Consider the following 21,089-nt stretch of genomic DNA (forward strand, 5'->3'; position numbering starts at 1 on the left):
ATTTTTTAATAACTATAAACTTCACCTTTGTCCATATTTCACATTTTGAAAACACGAAATTTTTAAAAATATACATTTAAAATTCCCAATACGATATCCTTTCAAATGATGCATCACTGAGAAACAGGATTGAATTTATCATATAATTAATTCAATTGTCAATAATAAGACCCCTCATTTTAAATGGATAATTATGTAACAAAGCGTGTTATTTTACAAATCCAAATCATTACATTTCAATTATTACCAGGAATATCTCTTTATTTATTTTTCTAATATTAATTTTTATTCACTATTCCCCTACAAGACACATGTGCTCGCAACTATTTCGTAATTAAAATTATTTTTGCGAAATAAAAACAATAATCATTTGATTATATCTTAACTCTATTATTTGTAAGATTTGAATTTCAAATCTTAAATTTATTTTTTATTATTCATTCAAAAAAAGAAATTTTTTGTTGCTATATAAAATTCATATTAGTATAATAAAAAACGTTGTACACATAACAATTTTAAAATTCAGAATTTTCTATGTAACATTATGGTATTTTTAAGAATTATTTCGATGGAGGTTTTAAGTTGGCAAATAAAGCACCCTTTTCTCGTATCCTTATAATCGGACTTATGTTATTCGCACTGTTTTTTGGTGCTGGAAATTTAATTTTCCCAGCTATGTTAGGACAAGCAGCTGGGCATAATGTATGGATTGCTACTGCTGGATTTTTAATTACAGGAGTAGGTCTTCCTTTATTAGGTGTTCTAGCATTTGGCATTTCTGGTAGTGATGATTTACAAACATTAGCGAATCGTGTTCATCCTTGGTTCAGTGCTGTGTACACATTTATTCTTTATTTAGCAATTGGTCCGTTATTTGCACTCCCTAGAGCTGGAAGTGTTTCTTTTGAAATAGGTGTAAAGCCCTTTTTATCTAACGGAACCGAAACGGTTGCATTACTTATTTTCACAATCATTTTCTTTAGTATTACATGTTGGCTCTCATTTAATCCAACAAAAATTGTAGATGTTGTTGGGAAGCTTTTAACACCTATCAAACTTACATTCATCGGGATTTTAGTAGTTGCAGCGTTTGTCCAACCAATTGGCCCTATTCAGGCACCTGCAAAAGAATTTGTAAACAATTCTTTTTTTAAAGGTTTCCAAGAAGGCTACTTAACAATGGATACACTTGCATCCTTTGTATTTGGCATTATTATTATCAATGCTATAAAAGAGAAAGGTATTTATAATAAAAGAGAAATAGTGAGCGTTTGTGCAAAAGCTGCTGGTATTGCAGCAATTGTTTTAACAATTGTCTATACTTCACTTGCTTATATGGGAGCCGCTAGCGTATCTAAACTAGGGCACTTAACAAATGGAGGAGAAGTATTAGCTAAAGTAGCTAATTATTATTTTAGTTCTTTAGGAAATTTATTGTTAGGCTTAATGATTACTGTTGCATGTTTAACAACAAGCGTTGGACTTGTAACATCATGCTCTTCATACTTCCATAAAGTATTCCCGAAAATATCTTATAAAACATTTGCTGTTATGCTTTCTGTTTTTAGTGCATTGATTGCAAATCTTGGTTTGACAGAATTAATTGCGGTTTCTGTACCAGTACTTACAGCGATATATCCACTGGCAATTATGCTAATTGTTTTAACATTTTTGCACCCTATATTTAAAGGTAGAACAGAGGTATATCAATGGAGCTTACTCCTAACTTTTGTCGTTAGTTTGTTTGATGGACTAAATGCAGCAAATATACCTATTCAAGCAATCAATGTTATTTTTTCTAAAATTCTTCCTTTATATGGTGCAGGTTTAGGTTGGATCTGCCCTGCATTTGTTGGAGGGTGTATCGGTTACTTCATTTATGTATTCCGAATGAAATTTATTACTAGTACTCCGAAAACGAATCATTAAAAAACCATGCAGATAAAGCTCTGCATGGTTTTTCCTAACCTTCCATTTCTATTTCCGTATTGTTCTTTTCCACATGCTCATTACGCAATTCTTCTTCCTGCATTTCCATCGAAATCATCGCATGATAAATTTCTGGATATAATCCAAATATTTGATACACGCTTCCTAAAAACGGCATCTGAACCCCTCTTTTCAAAAATAATATTGGCATACTTAAGGGTTCCCTATCTTCACTCTATACATTCGTTTTTGTGTCTTGTTCCTCATCTTGAACATGTAATACATGTTGCCATTTTTTATAAGGCGCACTATTTGGATCCACATATCCTTTCGCATGCGAACGGTCCCATAGTTGTTTTACAAACAGCTCCGCTTCTTTCTTTGCCACCATTTCAGCACCAGTTCCATAATAATCTTGGAAATAAACTAAAATTTCATCAAGAAGTAACCGTAACAATTCATCTGATGTTTCCTCAAGCGTCGGGTCATACTTTGCCTCCCGATCATACATTAAAATAATATCTAAAATATTATGGACATGTTCTTTTCTAAGCCACCTTACATCTTGTGCACCTAACACAAAAGCTTGTGTATATAAATGTCCGCCTTGGAGCATTGCTTTTTCTTGTTCTTCTTCAAAACGTGACAAAATATTTTCATAAATAAACGGATTATGAAGCAATGCACGGTGCAATTTATAACTTTCACTTGAAATATTTTTTCCCATGGACTGAATTAAGAAACTACGCCCTACACCGTTATATTGATAGACAAATTGACCGTCGACAGCGACAAGACTAATCCACCGGTACATATATGCATAAAGAAGAGCACGATTACATTTATCATAATCTAACTTTGTTTGCGTCGCATTTAAGTCGGGCATAAAGGCTGGTAAGTGCCAATATTTATCTAAATGCGGTGTTAAATTCGATTTTTTGATATTTAATTTATTCACACGACGATAATAAGATTGAAAATAATCACCTTTATCATGCATAAAACCATTTGCAATATGCCCCGAAGAAAGCTTAGGAAAATCTTGCAATGACAATCCATAATGTGCTCGATAACAAATAACCTCAAATGGCGAAAACGCTTCATTCACCGTATCCTTCTCTTGAAACATTTCTTGCAATAGTTCTTCCTGCAATTCTTGTTTTAGCGAAGGATGCACACCCCAATATTGTAACTCTCGATGATGAGCTACTTTCGGAATAAACGGACTTGCTAAATGAAAGAGGTCTTCAATTTTTTCTCTCACATATTCATTACGATCACGCTTTTTAAAATCAGCTTCTTTTCGTAATGCTTCAATAATATTGAGTTCTAGTTTGTCTCGATATCGAACTTGGAGCTCAGCATAACAATATGTTAAAATATGTTCCCGATAAAAATCCTCTACCTTCTTGGACTGGCTCTCTTCAGCTTGTGCATCGCGGCAATATTCTCCGTACAAACTCATATAAATCTCCGCTGATATATCCTTTGGAAGCACACCTAAATTTAAATGTTGCTGCATATCTTGCCATATTTTTTCTTGTAATTTTTCATCTGCTAACACATACACATTTGTCGGATTTGTTTTCCCTTCAAATTCTTTACTTCGCTTTTGAATTTCAAATAGCAAGTTTTCGCGTGTCTCTTGTAAATTATCAAAGAATCTTTCCCAATGTTGGATCATTTTATTTACAGCTTGATATAGTGATTGATAAACGAGTTCCAGTAACATTTCTTTACGATATTCATTCAATTTATGCACATATTGCGTGACGATATCTTCAAATTCTTTTCGGAATGTACGCTGCTGATTATAGAACATCTTACCAAACCAACCTTGTTGCTGCGCCAGTTCAACACGGCGCACTGCCGTAACTGTACCATCGATATTGCTTACATTAAATTTCTTATCATAGTTTTGAATTAAATTACGCTTCTGTTCATTATTCTCATGCAATCGATTCATCTTCTCTACTAATTGCTTTCGAATCTCATACAACATAAAACGAGCGGCCACTGGATGAACGGCTTCTGTTTTCTTTAGAAACCATGTATTTAGTTGGTATGACTGTCCCTCTGACCCACTTGGTGTATAGCGGTCTGATTCAATCATGTCGTATAAAAGTGTCGTCACGTGCTCATGTACACGGCTTGGTATCGCATAAGCATACAACCGAACGGCATGATCAACTCTTGCCACTTCCCCCTTCATTTGCTCCATTATTTTAAGCTTTGCGGCATATATCTTGCACTCATGCTGCAACCTATTTAACTCTTCATCTTTTTGTACAGTACGTTGTACATAACTTTCAACCGCTTCTAAAAACAGCTTTGATTTCGCAACGCCAACCTTCCCGCCTTCAGCTCCTTCACGCGTTTCATTATACATTTGTCGATAGAAAATATGTGCTTGCTCTGGGCGAGTAGCAAGATGCTCTAAATCTTCTAAATAACTCTTTCCTCGCTCTGGTTTCTCACGCTGCATACCACGGCGAACATCTTGTTCATACCGCTGTTTTTTCTCTTGAAACAATTGATCTAAATGTAACCATGATTCATCTAATCCTTGCACCGCCCATTTCAAAGCACAATATTTTAACACATGCTCATATGGATAAATAAGCTTTGCAGTTCCAGCACCGCAATAACGTGCTTTCCCGTTCGATTCCGCCAATTGCTGAATTTGATTATCTTCTTGTGCGAAATGACTTGTGGACATTGGACTAAATAGCTGTAAATAAATCGTATTTGTCATTTGTTCCATGTAATCTGATAGATTGTGTAAATGATGACCATGTAAATTTTCATAATCATATAAGAAACAATAATTATATGGTAAATGATGCTCTTTAATTGTATGATTCGTTCTTCCGTCTTCATCTACTTGATCCGGACGATACTCTAATTCAATTGTTACACCGCCCCGTTTTGATAATTCACCTGTTGAGCCAAGTGTAATCGCATGTAATTCTTTTAATGACGCATAGCCATTCGCCTGCACAGTCTCAAATTCTTTCGCACTAACCGTGCGCGTTTTAACAAGTGCATCTGGCATTAAAAATGCACCGCGTATTAAAATGTTATGATGCTGTAATTTTTTCCGAAGCATCTCGCGTAGATATAACGCAATTTGTAAAAACATCCCTGAACCCGTACCACCAGCTAATGATGTAACGATAATAACACGAACACCATACTCTGTTTGATCACTTGTAACCGGAAAAATCTTTTCGATTTCTTGCCAAAAAGCAGTCAATTTATCTTCTTTCATCGCCGCCCGAAGAGCTAAGCGTGAAATCACACGAAGTTGACCAGCTCCTTCTGTTAACGGTTTATCCAGAATGGTCGGGTCCATTGGAAACCATTCCGGAATCGTTGGATCCCCCGCAATATATTCTCTTGGCGTTTTACTAGAGCTCGTTTGTGTCTTAAACTTACGAATATGTTCAAATTTACTTAATGTATTCACATCTGTATCAAACACATGCATTGCAACCTTTTTACGTCGTTCTTCTGGTAACTTCTCATATATTTGATGAGTAACAGTACTACCAATTCCACCTAAACCAATTAAAATTGTAGGAACTTGTAATGTCATGTGAATCACCTTCCTATTTGTAAAATTCCTATTAAAATATACATTCAAAAAGGAGGATAAAGAGAACCAAGCAGCTCAAAGCACGGTAGCCAGGAGGATACGGAGTGTAGCTGACACTACATGAGTACCGGACTGGCGACGTAACGACGAAATGCGAAAGCTATCTTTTACCGGACTTTTTGAACTTCCTCTAAAAATATGTGTTCAAAAAGGAGGATAAAGAGAGCCGAGCAGTTCGAGGCGCAGAAGCCAGGAGGATACGGAGTGTAGCTGACACTACATGAGTACCGGACTGGCGATGCAACGACGAAATGCGAAAGCTATCTTTACCGGACTTTTTGAACTTCCTATCATTCACATTCGTACCGATAGATTTCCTTTCCATACCCCCGATCAATCAATAAAATCTCATTTGGATATAACGTCTTATGCTCATTTCCGACCTCTTCCTCTGTGATAAACATACCGTCAATGATCATACCAATTACTTGTGATTCCTTTGCTACAAACACAGACTTCGAACCTTTTTTCGCTATAAAGGTTACGGATTGCACTGTCTTTCGTTCTGCTCGAAATGGAATACCAAAATAATGTTTCCACCATTTATTTTTTAATAATTCTGGTTCAGATTGATAGAGCCAATCTTTCGCTACCTCTTGATCCCATTCGTAGTACAACATTGCTTTCCGATGAAATCTTGGCCGGACAATCCATCCTAAAATAAGAATTGCAACAAGCAAAAGCAGTAATGTAACTGGAATTACGAATTGAAAAATTAGTGCATAACGTTCCCAAAATGGTGCATTTTGAATATGAAACGAAATCGTTTTTTTCACTTTTTGTAACCTTGAATCGTTTATAGTGATGGTAGCTTCTATGGTGCCGGTATCTGTAAAATTGAATGTATCGGAGTAATAAGGACGAGGATACACATAAATTTGATTGTCATGTTGCCGCAGTTCGTAGTTGATCGATTGATGAGATGTGACACCAGTAGATTGCAGTAGCTTCTTTACTTCCCCTTCTGCCATTGGTTCACCATTCAGTAATGGCTGCAACACAAATGGTTGGCTCTTTTCTAAATTCGTTACCTTCTCTTCATAATCTTTCGTTATGACCTGTAGAGATAATTTTGCCTTTGGCATCGGATTAATTCGGAACTCTCTTGTTTGCCTGTAAAATCCTTTTATATTCATATGAACTTTCCCACGTATTGGTTGTTTTCCAACTTGTGTTTCGTAGTAGAATAGGTTTCTTTTATTATCCCATTTCATTGGATATAGCTTTCCATCTAGCTCTATTTCTGCTTGAAAATAAGAAGATTGAATAGGTAAGTCTGTCGGTTTCGCTTCAATCACTGCTTTCGTTCCCTCATACATTCTCTCAACGTTTTTTTTCGCTTTATCCTCTTTGTCGTAAGTAGAAATGGTATAATCAAGTGCTGGTTCGACAAGTACTTTCAATCCTTCTTTCACAATATCTCTATCAATTTCTAACGTATATGTCCCTGGTTTCATCACTTCATGATTCGCAGCACCGATATGGATAATACCACCATATAATTTCGATTCTCCTGGCGCATGAATTGAAAAGGACGATTGCACTGCTAATGGTTTAGAAAGTTTTTCTATCCGATATTGTGATACGTTGGAAGATTGTTGTACGAGCGTCATTCGTTTTAATGGAAATGGTGTAGTAATCTCTAATTTGTTACCAGATATGTGCGTTTTCACGATAGATTCAACAGAAGAAAATGGATCTCGATTTGCAACCAAAGCAGCAGCTTGATTTACACTCTCAATGACCCCATCTTCCCCGCTTGTCGGCATGATAATACCATTTATTTCTTGCTTCCAAATTTCTTTGAACGTATTCATCTGTTGTTGCTCTTGCTGTCCTAAGTTTTCTTCCATTGTTATTAAAACTGGATGCAATGATATTTTTTTCGCTTCCATATCTTTTTTAAATTGTTTTAGTTTCTGTGTGATTTGCTCTTTACCACCAGTCTTTTCTTTTTCTAATTCATTAAATGCCCCGTCAGTTAATACAATAAGCCAAAATTCACGTTTTCCATTTATGTCAGCTTCCTTTTTAATAGATTGCATTGCGGTCTCTACTGCGCTAAACGGCGTATTTAAATAGTTCTTCCACGCCCCAATTTGATTGATCTCTGTTTGCCTTTCGTCATTTGTTAACATGACATTTAAGGCTTCAGTAGGACGACTCATTGGAACGTATGAAAATCTATCTTTTTCATCTAATAATGCAACTAAACTTTGCAAAGCATAATTAGCATATTTCCAGCGATCGTTATTTCTCATGCTGCCAGAATCATCATATACAAGTGAAACGACCCTTTCTTTTGCCTCCTCTCCTTTTGCAAAAGTTGAAAAAGGATTCAAACATACAAATAGAAAAAAGATGAATGTGGCACAAATTCGAATCTTCATGATGAGGCTTCGCCACCTTTGTAGACAAATTCCTATGTTTAAATTTATGAAAAGAAACTAGATATATGACTTGTATTTTTGGGTAAACAAGTTTCTATAATTTTATTATGTAAATAAAATTGCTAAAAATAAAAATCCATTCTTTGACCACCCTCTTGTAAATTCTGATTGATTCGCTCTGTATAAACTTTAGTTTCCACATAAACAAGCCTGCATGAGAACAGCAGGCTCTCACTACATTTCATATGAAAAATTACTGTGAAAAAGTTTGATTTTCTCCTGAAAGAAATAAATCTTTAATAGAAGAAAAAGCTATATAATTATTAACGAAATGATAAAAATTAATATGATTAACAGAGTACTTCAATTGTATAGCCACCAGGTGCTTCAACATAAAAAGTGTACGCATGCGCATATTGCGGTGGCTCAACATGAAAACCATCCTCTTTCAGCCGTTGATTAATCTTATTCACCTGTTCTTCATTTTCTTGTGGAAATCCCACATGAAATGTTTTTGGATATTGTACCTCTTTCCCTTTCATTAAAGTTAATATAAATCCATCATCATCCAATAGAACTGCAAAACCATTCCCCCTTGTCCCACGACAAGTCAAGCCAAAATATTTTTCTAAAAACTCTCGAGCAGCTGGTACATCCGTAACAGTTAGATTAAGGTGATTAATTTTCACTTTTTTCATCCTTTCCTTATTTCATTCTTCTACCACATCCATACAAGGTAAAGTAACTTTCACATCACTCTTTATTCTACTGAAAATAGTCTCTCACCTTTGAATACGGTATTTCTTCTAAAAATTTTCCATTTCCACTTGTCGTTTTTGCCATGCATAAAGCATTCCAAATCGCCTCTTCTACAGCTTCTACAGTCATCGCAAACAGATGTGTAACTTCTTTACCATCTTCACGTAAAAAGGAGTATTGTAAAGTTTCAGTAGTAGGAATATGAGGAATACGATGCGCGGTGGAAAAGGCAATGACAATATCACCACTGCCATGGGCTCCATATGAACCTGCTTTAGCTAAACCAAATGTTGCACGTTTCGCGATTCTGTTTAATTGCCGTTCACTAAGCGGCGCGTCTGTTGCAATTACAATCATAATTGATCCATCCGGTAGCTGTTTATTATCTGTTTCATTCCTATATAAATCTTCTTTTCTACCAAAATTCGTAACGACAAGTACGCCCAATGTATATGTTTTAGTTGTGAAAGTTATAACCCTAGAACTCGTACCGATTCCACCTTTATAACCAAAACAGGCCATTCCTGTACCAGCTCCCACACAACCTTCTGTAACTGAACCAGTTTGGGCTACTTCAATTGCCTCAATTGCATGCTCTGGTTTCACATGCATCCCGCGAATATCATTTAAATAGCCATCATTACATTCACCAATAACAACATTTACCGTTCCCGCAGTTTGACCAATTTCTTCATTTTGCTGTAACATATATTGAATGGTTCCATGCAAAGTAGCCGCTACTGATAATGTATTCGTTAACAAAATTGGGCTTTCTATGACGCCGAGTTCTTGTAATTGAATTGTTCCAATCGTTTTTCCAAACCCATTAATTACGTAACTACTCGCAAATACCTTCTCGTAAAATAAGTTTCCTGGGTGGGGTAAAATAGCCGTAACACCTGTACGAACTGTATCCTTTTCAAAAAGAGTAACATGTCCCACTTGGACTCCTTGTACATCCGTTATCGTATTACACAAACCCGTTTCATAGTTCCCTATTACAATTCCACACTCTCGCAACCGTTTTCGTTTCATAGCCTCTCCCTTTGTTAAGAATTTTCTTACATCTTATCATATAAATAAAAAACACACCGATAAAAGCGTGTTTTTTATTGTTTTACGTATACTTCAACAATTGGATTATCTTTACGATCCGCATGTAAGCGAATATTTTCTTCGCTTGTATGATAAATGCTTGCTAATAACATAACTGTTAACAAGTTGGAGATTTCCCCATCACTTCCAAATTTCCGTTCAAATATCTCTTCATATTCAAAATCCAAATCTCCTTGTATATACGTGTACACTTCAAATCCATCTGCTAAATCACAAACAATCCTGTCGATAATATCTGCCCCTACTTGCTTTTCCATCTCACTACGAAGGGCATTTGTAAATTCATTCCAAGGAACTTCATATGTTTGAAACTTATCTTTAGGTTCCATATGTCTCACTCCTTTTTCACATACACTCTCCCCTTATCTTTTCCCTTTCTCATAACAATTATGAAACTTAGGTTAATCGTACAAGCCGCACTTGTCCCGACGACATATCGTATTACTGTATATGGAAGGAGGCAAAAGAACATGCATTTCCAAAAATGTTATAGTACTTGTCATCGTTATTTTGGTAAAGTTGTACGTATCGAAGATGTAGATGGTTATGTTCATATTGGTAAGATTGTCGATGTGACAAATGATTCTGTTTGGATTGATCCTGTCTATAACTCCTCTTTTAATAAGGGATTTGGTTACTATGATGCGTATGCAGGTGGTGGTTGCGATTTTTGTGGCGGATTACGTCAATGTAACCGTTGTGGATTTGGTTTTGACCGTTGTTCTGGTGGAGGTTGCTGTAGTAGAGGTCGGTGCGGAGGCGGCGCCATTGAACTAGCTTTCGGATTTATTTTTGGTATTTCTTTAGCTGCATTATTTTTCATCTAATATATAAAGGAGCTGACTACATTTTCTAGTCAACTCCTTTTCAAAAATAACGCAATATAATAACCCTATCATGCACGAATACGCGCAGCAGATTTTTTGATCTGCTTTTTATTTTTCACAAATAAATACACGGTGACCTAACATATGTTGGTACATTTGTAATACTTGCTCGTGCTGTACCCACGCATCATACAATTCTGCTGGAATAAAATGTGACAGATTCCATTCTGGCTGCTCTATTTGTCCTGCAACCGTCTCAGCAATCGTTCCTCCACCTACAATTGTTATCCTTTGGAAGTTTGCTATTTGAAATACATCCATCCATTCCTTTTCTGTTTGTAACTCTTTTATTCCATATAATTGTGTTATTTTATTCTCTTCTTCTTTTGGTAAATGTTTCTCAATAATCATTTCAATAACAAGAAGCTTCCCGTTCTTTCGCAAGACACGATAACATTCTGGAATCGCCCGCTCTTTCTTTGTAAAAGCAAGTACAGATTCGCCTAATACAAGGTCGAATTGCTCGTTCAAAAACGGCAACTGCTCCACATTCCCTTTAATCAACTCAATAGGTAATTGCTCTTGTAACCATCTATTTTTCGCCTTTTGAATCATAATCTCATTATTTTCAATTGCCGTCACATTGTAACCAAATTGTTTTTTCATATAAGCTGCTGTCCGTCCTGTACCACACCCTATTTCCAGTACATTTGCTTCTCGGTGTAACGGTAACTGTGCCAATAACTGCTTCGTTAGCGTAAAACCACCAGGATGTGCACTTCCAATCCCATAATAAGCTAAGAAATCAATGTATACGTTCCTTTTCATAAAATTCTCCTTTATTTTTCCTATATTAGCTATATTCACGAAAAAGAAAAACAGTGCAAAAAAAAGCATTTCTAAGGATTCATTCATCGACCTTAGAAATGCTTTTATCACTATTACTTCCTATTTTTCTGTTACATAAGCCCACTTGAAGCTGTATTCTGGACTAATATTATGTTTTACAATTCCTTTTACAGTTGGTTTCATTACATATGATCTAGCACTTTGATATAATGGTATAAGTGCTACATCTTCTTCTAATAAGATTTTTTCAGCCTTACCTAATTCTTCCCAACGCTTCTTCGCATCCGCCATCAAATCTGTTTTTCCTTTATTGATAATTTCATCATATTTTGGATTTGAATAACTCATTTGGTTTTGAGAATTTGTCGTTTCAAACATATCTAAATATGTCATTGGATCCGCGTAGTCTGGGCTCCAGCCGCCATATGAGAAATCGTAATCTTGATCAGATTCTAATTTCAGCTTTTGTTTGAATGGCTGCATTTTAATATTTACTGTTACACCTTTTAAGTTTTTCTCAATTTGATCTTTTACATATTCCCCAACTTTTTTCGCATTACTTGTATCATAGTTTAAGAACTCTAATGTCACTTGATCTTTACCAAGTTCTTTTTTCGCTTCTTCCCATGCTGCCGCTGCTTTTTTCGCATCTGGCTTTAATCCCGTTTTAAATGTTTCTGCAAAATCCTTTCCATCAGGACCAGCCGCTAATCCTTTCGGTACTAAGTTATCTGCAGGTTTCGAGCCATCATTTAAAATAACATTTGCTAGATCCTTTTTGTTAACAGATAACGCGATTGCTTCACGTAATTTTTTACTCTTAAGTGGCGTATCTTGGCCAGCTCGTTTTTGATTTAAGCGTAAGTAGAATGTACTTGGTTCTGAATATGTGCCAAATTCTTCTTTGTTATTTCTATATTTATCAACAAATTCTCCACTTAATAAAGCAAAATCAATTTGACCGCTATCATATAGATTCACTCGAGTAGCTGCATCTTTTACAACACTGAAGTTAATTTCCTCTAATTTTACAGTCTTTTTATCCCAATAACTATCATTTTTCTTCAGTTTCCAGCCCTCTTCATGTTTCCAGTCTGTTAAAACGAATGGTCCGTTGTAAAGTGTTGTATCCGATTCTAAACCGAATTTCTCTCCTTTTTCTTTTACGAACTTTTCATTTAATGGGTAATATGATACAAACGCCGTTAAATTTAAGAAGTAAGGTGTTGCTCTTTCTAGTTCTACTTCCAGTGTGTGATCATCTACTGCTTTTGCCCCTAGTGTAGATACTTCTGCTTTTCCTTTATTAATTGCTTCTGCATTTTTAATGTAGTATCCAATAAATGCGTACTCTGCAGCTGTTTTTGGATCTACTAAGCGCTGCCACGCATACACGAAATCTTTCGCTGTTACTGGTTCACCGTTTGACCATTTTGCATCTTTTCGAAGTTTAAATGTATATTTTTTGCCATCCTCGCTTTTCTTGCTAGATTCTGCGACAGCTGGGATTGGCTTATTATCTTTATCAAGGCGATATAGGCCTTCCATTGTATTCCCTAAAATTTGCGAACCAAGTGTATCCGTATTTTTCGTAACATCCATTGTTGGAATTTCATTTGTTTCTGTACGATTCATCACTTGTTTTGCTGCATATTTAATATCCGATTTTTTCTCTTCCCCACTATTAGACGTTGTACTTGTTTTCTTATCTCCGCCTGATCCAGAGCATGCTGTGAGTGCCATGCTTACTGCTAAAACTGGTGCTACAACTGCTGTTAATTTTTTCACCTTTTTCATTTGTTTCCCCTCCCTAAATTATATGTACGATGCTACTCTCGAGAGATATCCTGATATCTATTAAGTTATCAGAAGATTCTTATTAATTAATATTCTACTATTTTTTTCAAGTTTGTAAAGTTTATTTTTAAAAAATTCTGAAAATAATTTTTCTATAATAATAATCCACTTTTTAATAGAACCATTACAAGATTCTCCCCATCTACTATATGAGCATCAAAACCTTCTTATTCTTTTCTATTTTTTAAGCGCTATTATATATGCCTCTTTCTCGTTATAAATCATTTGAATGTAAGGCATTCCTTTCATTTTTTCTTCCACTCTTAATCAATTCAAAGTCATTAGCCAGATTCTTCTCATGAAAAAACATCTCCAAAAGTAGTGTATTTACCTCTGGAGACGCTTGTTTAAAGCTTATTATTTTCCGCCCTTCTCCTCTACATACGCCCACTTGAAGCTATACTCTGGGCTGATATTATGTTTTACAATTCCTTTTACATTTGATTTCATTACATACGCATTACCTCTTTGATATAACGGAACCATTGCTACATCTTCTTCAAGTAATAATTTCTCTGCTTTTCCTAACACTTCCCAACGTTTTTTCACATCAGACAATAATTCATTTCCTGCTTGTTTAACCATTTCATCGTATTTTGAATTAGAATAACTCATCTGGTTGTACGGACTTTTCGTTTCAAACATATCGATAAATGTCATTGGATCCGCATAGTCTGGACTCCATCCAGCATATGAGATTTCATAGTCTTGCGCTGTCTCTAATTTTAACTTTTGTTTAAATGGTTGAATTTTCGTATTAATTGTTACACCTTTTAAATTTTTCTCAATTTGATCTTTTACATAATCAGCAACTTTTTTCGCTGTTCCATCATCATAACTTAGCAATTCAATTGACACTTGGTCTTTACCAAGTTCTTTTTTCGCTTCTTCCCATGCTGCCGCTGCTTTTTTCGTGTCTTGTTTTACACCACTTTTAAATGTCTCTGTAAAATCTTTACCATCTGGACCTTTTGCTAGTCCCTTTGGTACTAAGTGGTCCGTTGGTTTCGATCCGTTGTTTAAAATAACATTTGCTAAGCCTTTTTTATCGATTGATAGCGCAATCGCTTCACGTAATTTTTTACTCTTAAGTGGTGTATCTTGACCACCACGTTTTTGATTCAAACGTAAGAAGAATGTACTTGATTCTGCATACTCGCCGTATTCATCTTTCTTCGATTTATATTTATCAACAAACTCTCCTGATAATAACGTAAAGTCAATCGCGTCAGTATCATATAAGTTCACTTTTGTAGCTATTTCTTTTACAACACTATAATTAATTTCTTCTAGTTTTACACTCTTTTTATCCCAATAATTATCGTTTTTCTTCAACTTCCACCCTTGCTCATGCTTCCACTCAGACATTACGAATGGTCCGTTATATAAAACTGTATCCGCCTCTAAACCGAATTTCTCTCCTTTTTCTTTTACAAACTTTTCATTTAATGGATAGTATGATGCGAATGCCATTAAATTTAAGAAGTATGGAACAGGTTTTTCTAATTCTACCTCAAGTGTATAGTCATCTACCGCTTTTGCTCCTAATGTTGATGCGTCTGCTTCTCCTTTATTGATAGCTTCTGCATTTTTAATATAGTATGCAATAAATGCATATTCAGCTGCTGTTTCTTTAGCTAGTAAGCGCTTCCATGCGAATACGAAATCATGCGCCGTTACTGGATCACCATTTGACCATTTTGCATCTTTGCGAAGCTTAAATGTATACTTTTTACCATCCTCGCTCTTTGTACTAGATTCTGCTACCGCTGGAATTGGTTTATTATCTTTATCAAGGCGATATAAACCCTCCATTGTATTCCCTAAAATTTGTGCACCAAGTGTATCTGTTGATTTCGAAGTATCCATTGTTGGAATTTCCTGATTCTCTGTACGATTTAATACTTGTTTTGCTGCATATTTAATATCCGATTTTTTCTCTTCCCCACTATTAGACGTTGTACTTGTCTTCTTATCTCCGCCTGATCCCGAGCATGCCGATAACGCCATACTCATTGCTAGAACTGGTGCTACAACCGCTGTTAATTTCTTCATCTTTTTCTTCTTCATTTGTGTACCTCCCTAATTATATGTACGATGATACCCTTATTAGTTTTATGATATATTTGTATTATCAGAAAATTCTTATTAAATAATATTCTACTGTTTTTTTAAGTTTTGTAAAGTTATTTTTTTAAAATCTTAAAATATTTTCTACTATAATGACAATATCTTTCGGTTATATTACGGTGCAAAATTTCCCCATTCACTATTTAACAGCACAACACTTCTTATTCTTTATTTAAGTTCCTATTAAAATTCTTTATATATGATCTCTTCATCAAATATTGCTTCTAGTAACTGAACCTTTTTAAAACAAGATTCTCTCCATAGAAAAAAGCACCTCCAAAAGTAGATATACTACTTTTAGAAATGCTTTTTTATCTTTGTTACTTACTATTTTCCTCTGTTACATAAGCCCACTTGAAGCTGTATTCTGGACTGATGTTATGTTTTACAACACCTTTTACGTTTGGTTTCATTACATACGATCTAGCATTTTGATGTAATGGTACAAGCGCTACATCTTCTTCCAGTAATAGTTTTTCAGCCTTACCTAACTCTGCCCAACGTTTCTTCGCATCCGCCATTAAATCTGTCTTACCTTGTTTGATGATTTCATCATATTTTGGATTTGAATAACTCATTTGGTTTTGAGAGTTTGTAGATTCAAACATATCTAAATATGTCATTGGATCCGCGTAGTCTGGGCTCCAGCCGCCATATGAGAAATCGTAATCTTGATCAGATTCTAATTTCAGCTTTTGTTTGAATGGCTGCATTTTAATATTTACTGTTACACCTTTTAAGTTTTTCTCAATTTGATCTTTTACATATTCCCCAACTTTTTTCGCATTACTTGTATCATAGTTTAAGAACTCTAATGTCACTTGATCTTTACCAAGTTCTTTTTTCGCTTCTTCCCATGCTGCTGCTGCTTTTTTCGTATCATGTTTTAAACCATTTTTAAACTCTTCTTGGAAGTCTTTTCCGTCAGAACTCTTTGCTAATCCTTTTGGTACTAAATAATCCGCAGGTTTCGAACCGTCATTTAGGATAACATTTGCTAAATCTTTTTTATTAATAGACAATGCAATTGCTTCACGTAATTTCTTGCTCTTAAGTGGTGTATCTTGATTCGCGCGTTTTTGGTTTAAACGTAAGTAGAATGTGCTTGGTTCAGAATATGTTCCAAACTCTCCTTCTTTGTTTCTATATTTATCAACAAACTCCCCACTTAGTAAAGTAAAGTCAATTTGGCCACTATCATATAGATTTACACGAGTTGCCATATCTTTTACAACACTGTAGTTAATCTCATCTAATTTTACAGTCTTTTTATCCCAATACTTATCATTTTTCTTCAGTTTCCAACCTTCTTCATGTTTCCAATCCGTTAAAACAAATGGTCCATTGTAAACTGTCGTATCAGACTCTAAACCAAATTTATCGCCCTTTTCTTTTACAAACTTTTCATTTAGTGGATAGTACGATGGAAACGCTGTTAAGTTCAAGAAGTATGGAGTTGGTCTTTCCAGCTCTACTTCAAGTGTGTGATCATCTACTGCTTTTACGCCTAGTGTAGATACTTCCGCTTTTCCTTTATTAATTGCTTCTGCATTTTTAATGTAGTATGCAATAAATGAATACTCTGCAGCTGTATTTGGATCTAGTAAACGTTGCCATGCATACACGAAATCTTTCGCTGTTACTGGATCACCGTTTGACCATTTTGCATCTTTACGAAGCTTAAATGTATATTTTTTACCATCTTCACTTGTTGTGCTAGATTCAGCAGCAGCTGGGATTGGCTTATTATCTTTATCAAGACGATATAGACCTTCCATCGTATTCCCTAAAATTTGAGATCCAAGAGTATCCGTATTTTTCGAAACATCCATTGTTGGAATTTCGTTTGTTTCTGTACGATTCAGTACTTGTTTCGCTGCTAATTTCTCACCTGATTTGCTATCACTTCCGCTTGAATTCGTACTTGTTTTTTTGTCTCCACCTGTAGAACATGCTGTCAATGCCATACTCATTGCTAAAACTGGTGCTACGACTGCTGTTAGTTTTTTCATTTTTTTCTTTTTCACTTTTGTACCCTCCCTAATTACCTGTACGTTTCTAGATTAAGAAATTTCTGATAATTCTATTTTTCTTTATATATTTATCAGAAGATTACTATTACTTATTATTCTACTAATTTTTTAATTTTTGTAAAGTATTATTATTGAAAATTTTAAAAAAATTATTTTATTACAGTAACATTCATAAACATTCTTTTTTATTTTACAGAAATTTCTGACTAATATAACATATACCTCTCTATTCTTCCATTTATTACGATTCAATAAAAAATCATTATGAATTATTGTTAATAAATAGTGTATAAATTTAACAAATCCTTTTTTAACAAAATAAAACAGGCCAGAGAAACTGACCTTTTTATCCGGCTATCTTTTCTTTCTGCATCTCAAATAACATCTGTTTATGCTTCTCTTCATTAAATTCATTTTCGCTTTTTGCAACAACTACAGTGGCAATACCATTCCACCAAACGCTCTGAGCGGTGCTAATTTCATGACGATCGATAAAATATTAAAAAACACTTTAGATAACCGTTCAAAAAAATCAATAACAGGTTTCCCATTTTTTCCAAGCATCGTTAAACCTGCACCAAATAAAATATAAAAGTATCACCTTTCGCAAATGCATCAACCATGTTAGATGAAACAATATGTAAAAAGAAATCAATCCACTTCATTTCTTGGCCGCTTTGTACGTATTGCAAAACGTCTCCACCTAAAAATTTTCATGTCATTTTTTGTGATACAAAACAAAAAAGCAGAGCTTATTAAAGCCCTACTTAATTAAGACATCCTATCTCTAACCTTCTTCCTCTTCTTTTTCAACTTTTTGCTTACTTACTCCCAGATGTGTTCGAAGTGTATTACTAAGCTCTCTTAAACTTTTTGTATCTGGATTATAATAATATACACGTTCACCGTTCGGCCCATTAGGCAAATACAAATCATCTCCAGCTAATTGGATTTTTTCAATTGAAGCATTTAATCCATATTTATAAAATGATAGCATATCACCTAAGGCTAAGTTCGTCTTCAAATCACCATCTACAGCATCAATCATTTTTCCTATTTTCGTAACAGATCCTACACTTTTTAATTTTGTTAAGATCGCTTCAATGACGAGTTGCTGACGCTGTCCCCTCATGGCATCACTATCAATATGACGTGTTCTTGCGAGAGCCAGCGCTTCTTCTCCTGTTAATGTTTGCATTCCTTTTTTCAAATGGATAGCATAAGGTTCATCTTTACTATTTTGTTCAGAAAACTCAATTGGAACATCTATTTCAATACCACCTAAATCATCAACAATTTTTATAAATGAATTAAAATTGAATTTCACAAAATAGTCAACTGGTACATGTAATAGTTTTTCTACTGCTTCAACAGACGCTTGTGGTCCCCCATCCTTTCCATTCTTTACAAAACCTCTACCATAGGCATGTGTTATTTTATCTTTTTTCTTTTCAATTGGAATATATGTATACGTATCACGTGGTATACTTATTAACTTGACTGTCTTATCATCCTTATTAAAAGTCGCTAGCAATAATGCGTCTGTATGAAATGCCCCATTATATTCTTTTTGACGCTCCTCATTCTCGTCAATCCCCATAATTAGCAGAGAAACATTATTGGTTATTGGCTTTACAACTTCCCCACGCAAATCAGATTTTTCACCACGTGCTAGACTGAGAGAAGCTTTTTGCACCGCATTTGAAGCTTTATTGTATAAGTACGCACCGTATCCCACCCCACTAGCTAACAAGATCCCTAAAAATATTCCTACTACTGTTCTTTTTTTATATTTTTTCTTATTCTTTTTTTCACGCGAAAGCGAATTTTTCTCCATATTATTTCCCCCGATATATATTATTCTAGACGAATTAAAAACTAGCTAAATAACTAGCTCACTATTTATTCAATACGTTTTTTATTTTTTCATATGAAGAAACATCTTTTTGAAATATGTTTTCATCAATTCCTTTATCTATTTGTATCTTTTCCGTAGTAATAGAATATCGGATCATTCCATTATGAAAACTAAGAAAGTTCAACATAATCCCCGTATTTTTTTCTACAATCATTTCGAATTTCCCTCGTAAATCTTCAGATGTACTTAAAGGCATTTCTATGTTTATAACGCCCTCTATTTTATAACAGTTTAATCCAAGATATTTTATTTCTTTAAAATTCCAATCTTTATATCTAATTAACAAATCCGCAAACTCCGATTGAATACTATATTTAGCGAATCCAACATATTCATCATCATACCGTTTTTTTTCTCCCATTTTATTAAACGCTCTTTCAGTAGGTGTTAATTGTAGTAAATCTTTATTTTTAGGTTCTGGCTTCCAGCTCACTTCTTTATATGTATAATCTTTATCATTAAATTCTTGCTTATTCCCTTTGTTATATAAAACTGTCATTTTTTTTGACTGACGAGCCTCTTTAGAAGAAATTCCTCTTTGATTTTTTGTATCAATTGCATACTTATAAGTAGTAATAAGACGAGATGAGCTAGAGTACTCTTCAAATTGCCCTGTAACATCTTTAAAATAATCAATTGAATCCAGCATTTTTTGATGAATTTTCTCTTTTTCAGGATAATTTACATTAAGTTTTATTTCTTCCTCATTTTCATAATCTGAAAATGTCTTTTTCGTTACATATTCAAATACGCCACCTTTTTGCGCAAAACTTTGCACGGAAAATTCAAACATAGAAACGATTGACAATACCATTATTGCCGCACTAACAGCCATAACTTGAACTCTATAAGACTTCTTTTTTACCGGCAGATTATGTAATGTATCATTAATTTTCCGATTCAAATGCTCCGGTAACATTGTCTTCTCTCGTTCTATTCGTTTTCTTAGTTTTTCATCAAACAATTCATCCTTATCCAACACATACCACCTCCTATTCCATTTTTAATTGTTTCTGCAGTTGTTCTCTCGCCCGTGACAACCTTGATTTAACCGTTCCTTTTGGTATTTCTAATAATGCCGCAATATTTTCTTGATTCATATCTTCATAATAGTAGAGTACTGTTACAGCTTTTAATTCTTCGGTTAAAGACTGAATTGCATTATGAAGATCTATATCTTCATAAGAATCAAATGCTATCATGTAATCATTATTTCCTTCTATTGCAATTACCTTTTTTCGTGATCGTATCATTTCATTACACTGATTAATCAGAATTCGAATGCACCATGTTTGGAAAAACTCTTCATTTTTAAGCCTTTTTATATTTTCATAAGCTTTTAAAATTGTTGTTTGTATCGCATCTTCTACATCATTTTCATCATATAGCATTGCTTTAGCTATACGATAGAGTTGAACTTTATGTGTATGTATTAAAGAGACAAATGCTTCATGATTGCCTTTTTTAGCTAACGAAACATCACTCTCTTCCTTTACTATCGTTTTATATAACGGTATTACTTTCACTGTTTATCCTCCTGTTTTATTTCTCTCAATAAAACTTTACACTTATTAGACGGATTTGTAAGGAAAAAGGTTCATTTTTTTTGTAATTTTCTAGAAA

General features: G+C 34.5%; 15 protein-coding genes and 1 pseudogene. 2 read left to right on the plus strand and 14 right to left on the minus strand.

Annotation, left to right across the window (positions count from 1 at the left end; all coding sequences use genetic code 11):
• The first annotated feature begins 582 nt into the window (after positions 1–582).
• Entirely contained in the window at positions 583–1,929 is a 1,347-nt protein-coding gene (gene brnQ / locus AC1M36_RS03310; RefSeq protein WP_336453825.1) for a branched-chain amino acid transport system II carrier protein, read from the plus strand.
• A 34-nt stretch (positions 1,930–1,963) separates the two neighbouring features.
• On the opposite strand, the gene AC1M36_RS03315 is transcribed toward brnQ, so the two are convergent.
• The 6 genes from AC1M36_RS03315 to AC1M36_RS03340 form a co-directional block, all read right to left on the minus strand.
• Complete coding sequence (locus AC1M36_RS03315) at positions 1,964–2,107, minus strand: phosphonate ABC transporter permease (protein WP_336453826.1); 144 nt, start codon at positions 2,105–2,107, stop codon at positions 1,964–1,966.
• A gap of 57 nt (positions 2,108–2,164) precedes the next feature.
• A complete protein-coding gene (locus tag AC1M36_RS03320; RefSeq protein ID WP_336453827.1) occupies positions 2,165–5,527 on the minus strand; it encodes a tubulin-like doman-containing protein in 3,363 nt (1,120 codons plus the stop codon).
• Between the two features lie 350 nt (positions 5,528–5,877).
• Positions 5,878–7,977: a vWA domain-containing protein gene (locus AC1M36_RS03325; protein WP_336453828.1), complete on the minus strand. Its 2,100-nt coding sequence runs from the start codon at positions 7,975–7,977 to the stop codon at positions 5,878–5,880.
• A 350-nt stretch (positions 7,978–8,327) separates the two neighbouring features.
• Complete coding sequence (locus AC1M36_RS03330; RefSeq protein ID WP_336453829.1) at positions 8,328–8,666, minus strand: VOC family protein; 339 nt, start codon at positions 8,664–8,666, stop codon at positions 8,328–8,330.
• Between the two features lie 76 nt (positions 8,667–8,742).
• Positions 8,743–9,771 carry a DmpA family aminopeptidase gene (locus AC1M36_RS03335; RefSeq protein ID WP_479845592.1) on the minus strand — a complete coding sequence of 343 codons (1,029 nt, stop codon included), beginning with the start codon at positions 9,769–9,771 and terminating at the stop codon, positions 8,743–8,745.
• A 74-nt stretch (positions 9,772–9,845) separates the two neighbouring features.
• Positions 9,846–10,181 (minus strand): hypothetical protein, encoded by a 336-nt coding sequence (locus AC1M36_RS03340; RefSeq protein WP_336453831.1) that lies wholly within the window; start codon positions 10,179–10,181, stop codon positions 9,846–9,848.
• Between the two features lie 141 nt (positions 10,182–10,322).
• Here AC1M36_RS03340 and AC1M36_RS03345 point away from each other — a divergent pair, with 141 nt between their 5' ends.
• A complete protein-coding gene (locus AC1M36_RS03345) occupies positions 10,323–10,679 on the plus strand; it encodes a hypothetical protein (protein WP_336453832.1) in 357 nt (118 codons plus the stop codon).
• 108 nt (positions 10,680–10,787) lie between these two features.
• Here AC1M36_RS03345 and AC1M36_RS03350 read toward each other — a convergent pair whose 3' ends face one another.
• The 8 genes and pseudogenes from AC1M36_RS03350 to AC1M36_RS03385 all read right to left on the minus strand — a co-directional run bounded on the left by AC1M36_RS03350 (position 10,788) and on the right by AC1M36_RS03385 (position 20,992).
• Positions 10,788–11,507 (minus strand): class I SAM-dependent methyltransferase, encoded by a 720-nt coding sequence (locus tag AC1M36_RS03350; protein ID WP_336453833.1) that lies wholly within the window; start codon positions 11,505–11,507, stop codon positions 10,788–10,790.
• Between the two features lie 120 nt (positions 11,508–11,627).
• Positions 11,628–13,325 (minus strand): peptide ABC transporter substrate-binding protein, encoded by a 1,698-nt coding sequence (locus AC1M36_RS03355; RefSeq protein WP_336453834.1) that lies wholly within the window; start codon positions 13,323–13,325, stop codon positions 11,628–11,630.
• Between the two features lie 417 nt (positions 13,326–13,742).
• Positions 13,743–15,455, minus strand: coding sequence for a peptide ABC transporter substrate-binding protein (locus tag AC1M36_RS03360; protein ID WP_336453835.1), 1,713 nt, complete (start codon positions 15,453–15,455; stop codon positions 13,743–13,745).
• A gap of 380 nt (positions 15,456–15,835) precedes the next feature.
• On the minus strand, positions 15,836–17,542 hold the full coding sequence (locus AC1M36_RS03365; protein WP_336453836.1) for a peptide ABC transporter substrate-binding protein: 1,707 nt from the start codon (positions 17,540–17,542) through the stop codon (positions 15,836–15,838).
• Positions 17,543–17,983: 441 nt separating this feature from the next.
• Positions 17,984–18,261 (minus strand): annotated as a pseudogene (locus AC1M36_RS03370) (cation:dicarboxylate symporter family transporter); the annotation flags it as partial.
• A gap of 74 nt (positions 18,262–18,335) precedes the next feature.
• Positions 18,336–19,385 carry an LCP family protein gene (locus AC1M36_RS03375; RefSeq protein ID WP_336453837.1) on the minus strand — a complete coding sequence of 350 codons (1,050 nt, stop codon included), beginning with the start codon at positions 19,383–19,385 and terminating at the stop codon, positions 18,336–18,338.
• A gap of 61 nt (positions 19,386–19,446) precedes the next feature.
• Entirely contained in the window at positions 19,447–20,445 is a 999-nt protein-coding gene (locus AC1M36_RS03380) for an anti-sigma factor (protein ID WP_336453859.1), read from the minus strand.
• 13 nt (positions 20,446–20,458) lie between these two features.
• Positions 20,459–20,992 carry a sigma-70 family RNA polymerase sigma factor gene (locus tag AC1M36_RS03385; protein ID WP_336453838.1) on the minus strand — a complete coding sequence of 178 codons (534 nt, stop codon included), beginning with the start codon at positions 20,990–20,992 and terminating at the stop codon, positions 20,459–20,461.
• Positions 20,993–21,089 lie beyond the last annotated feature (97 nt).

It is taken from the genome of Bacillus sp. Medicinal_06 (genome assembly GCF_056711665.1).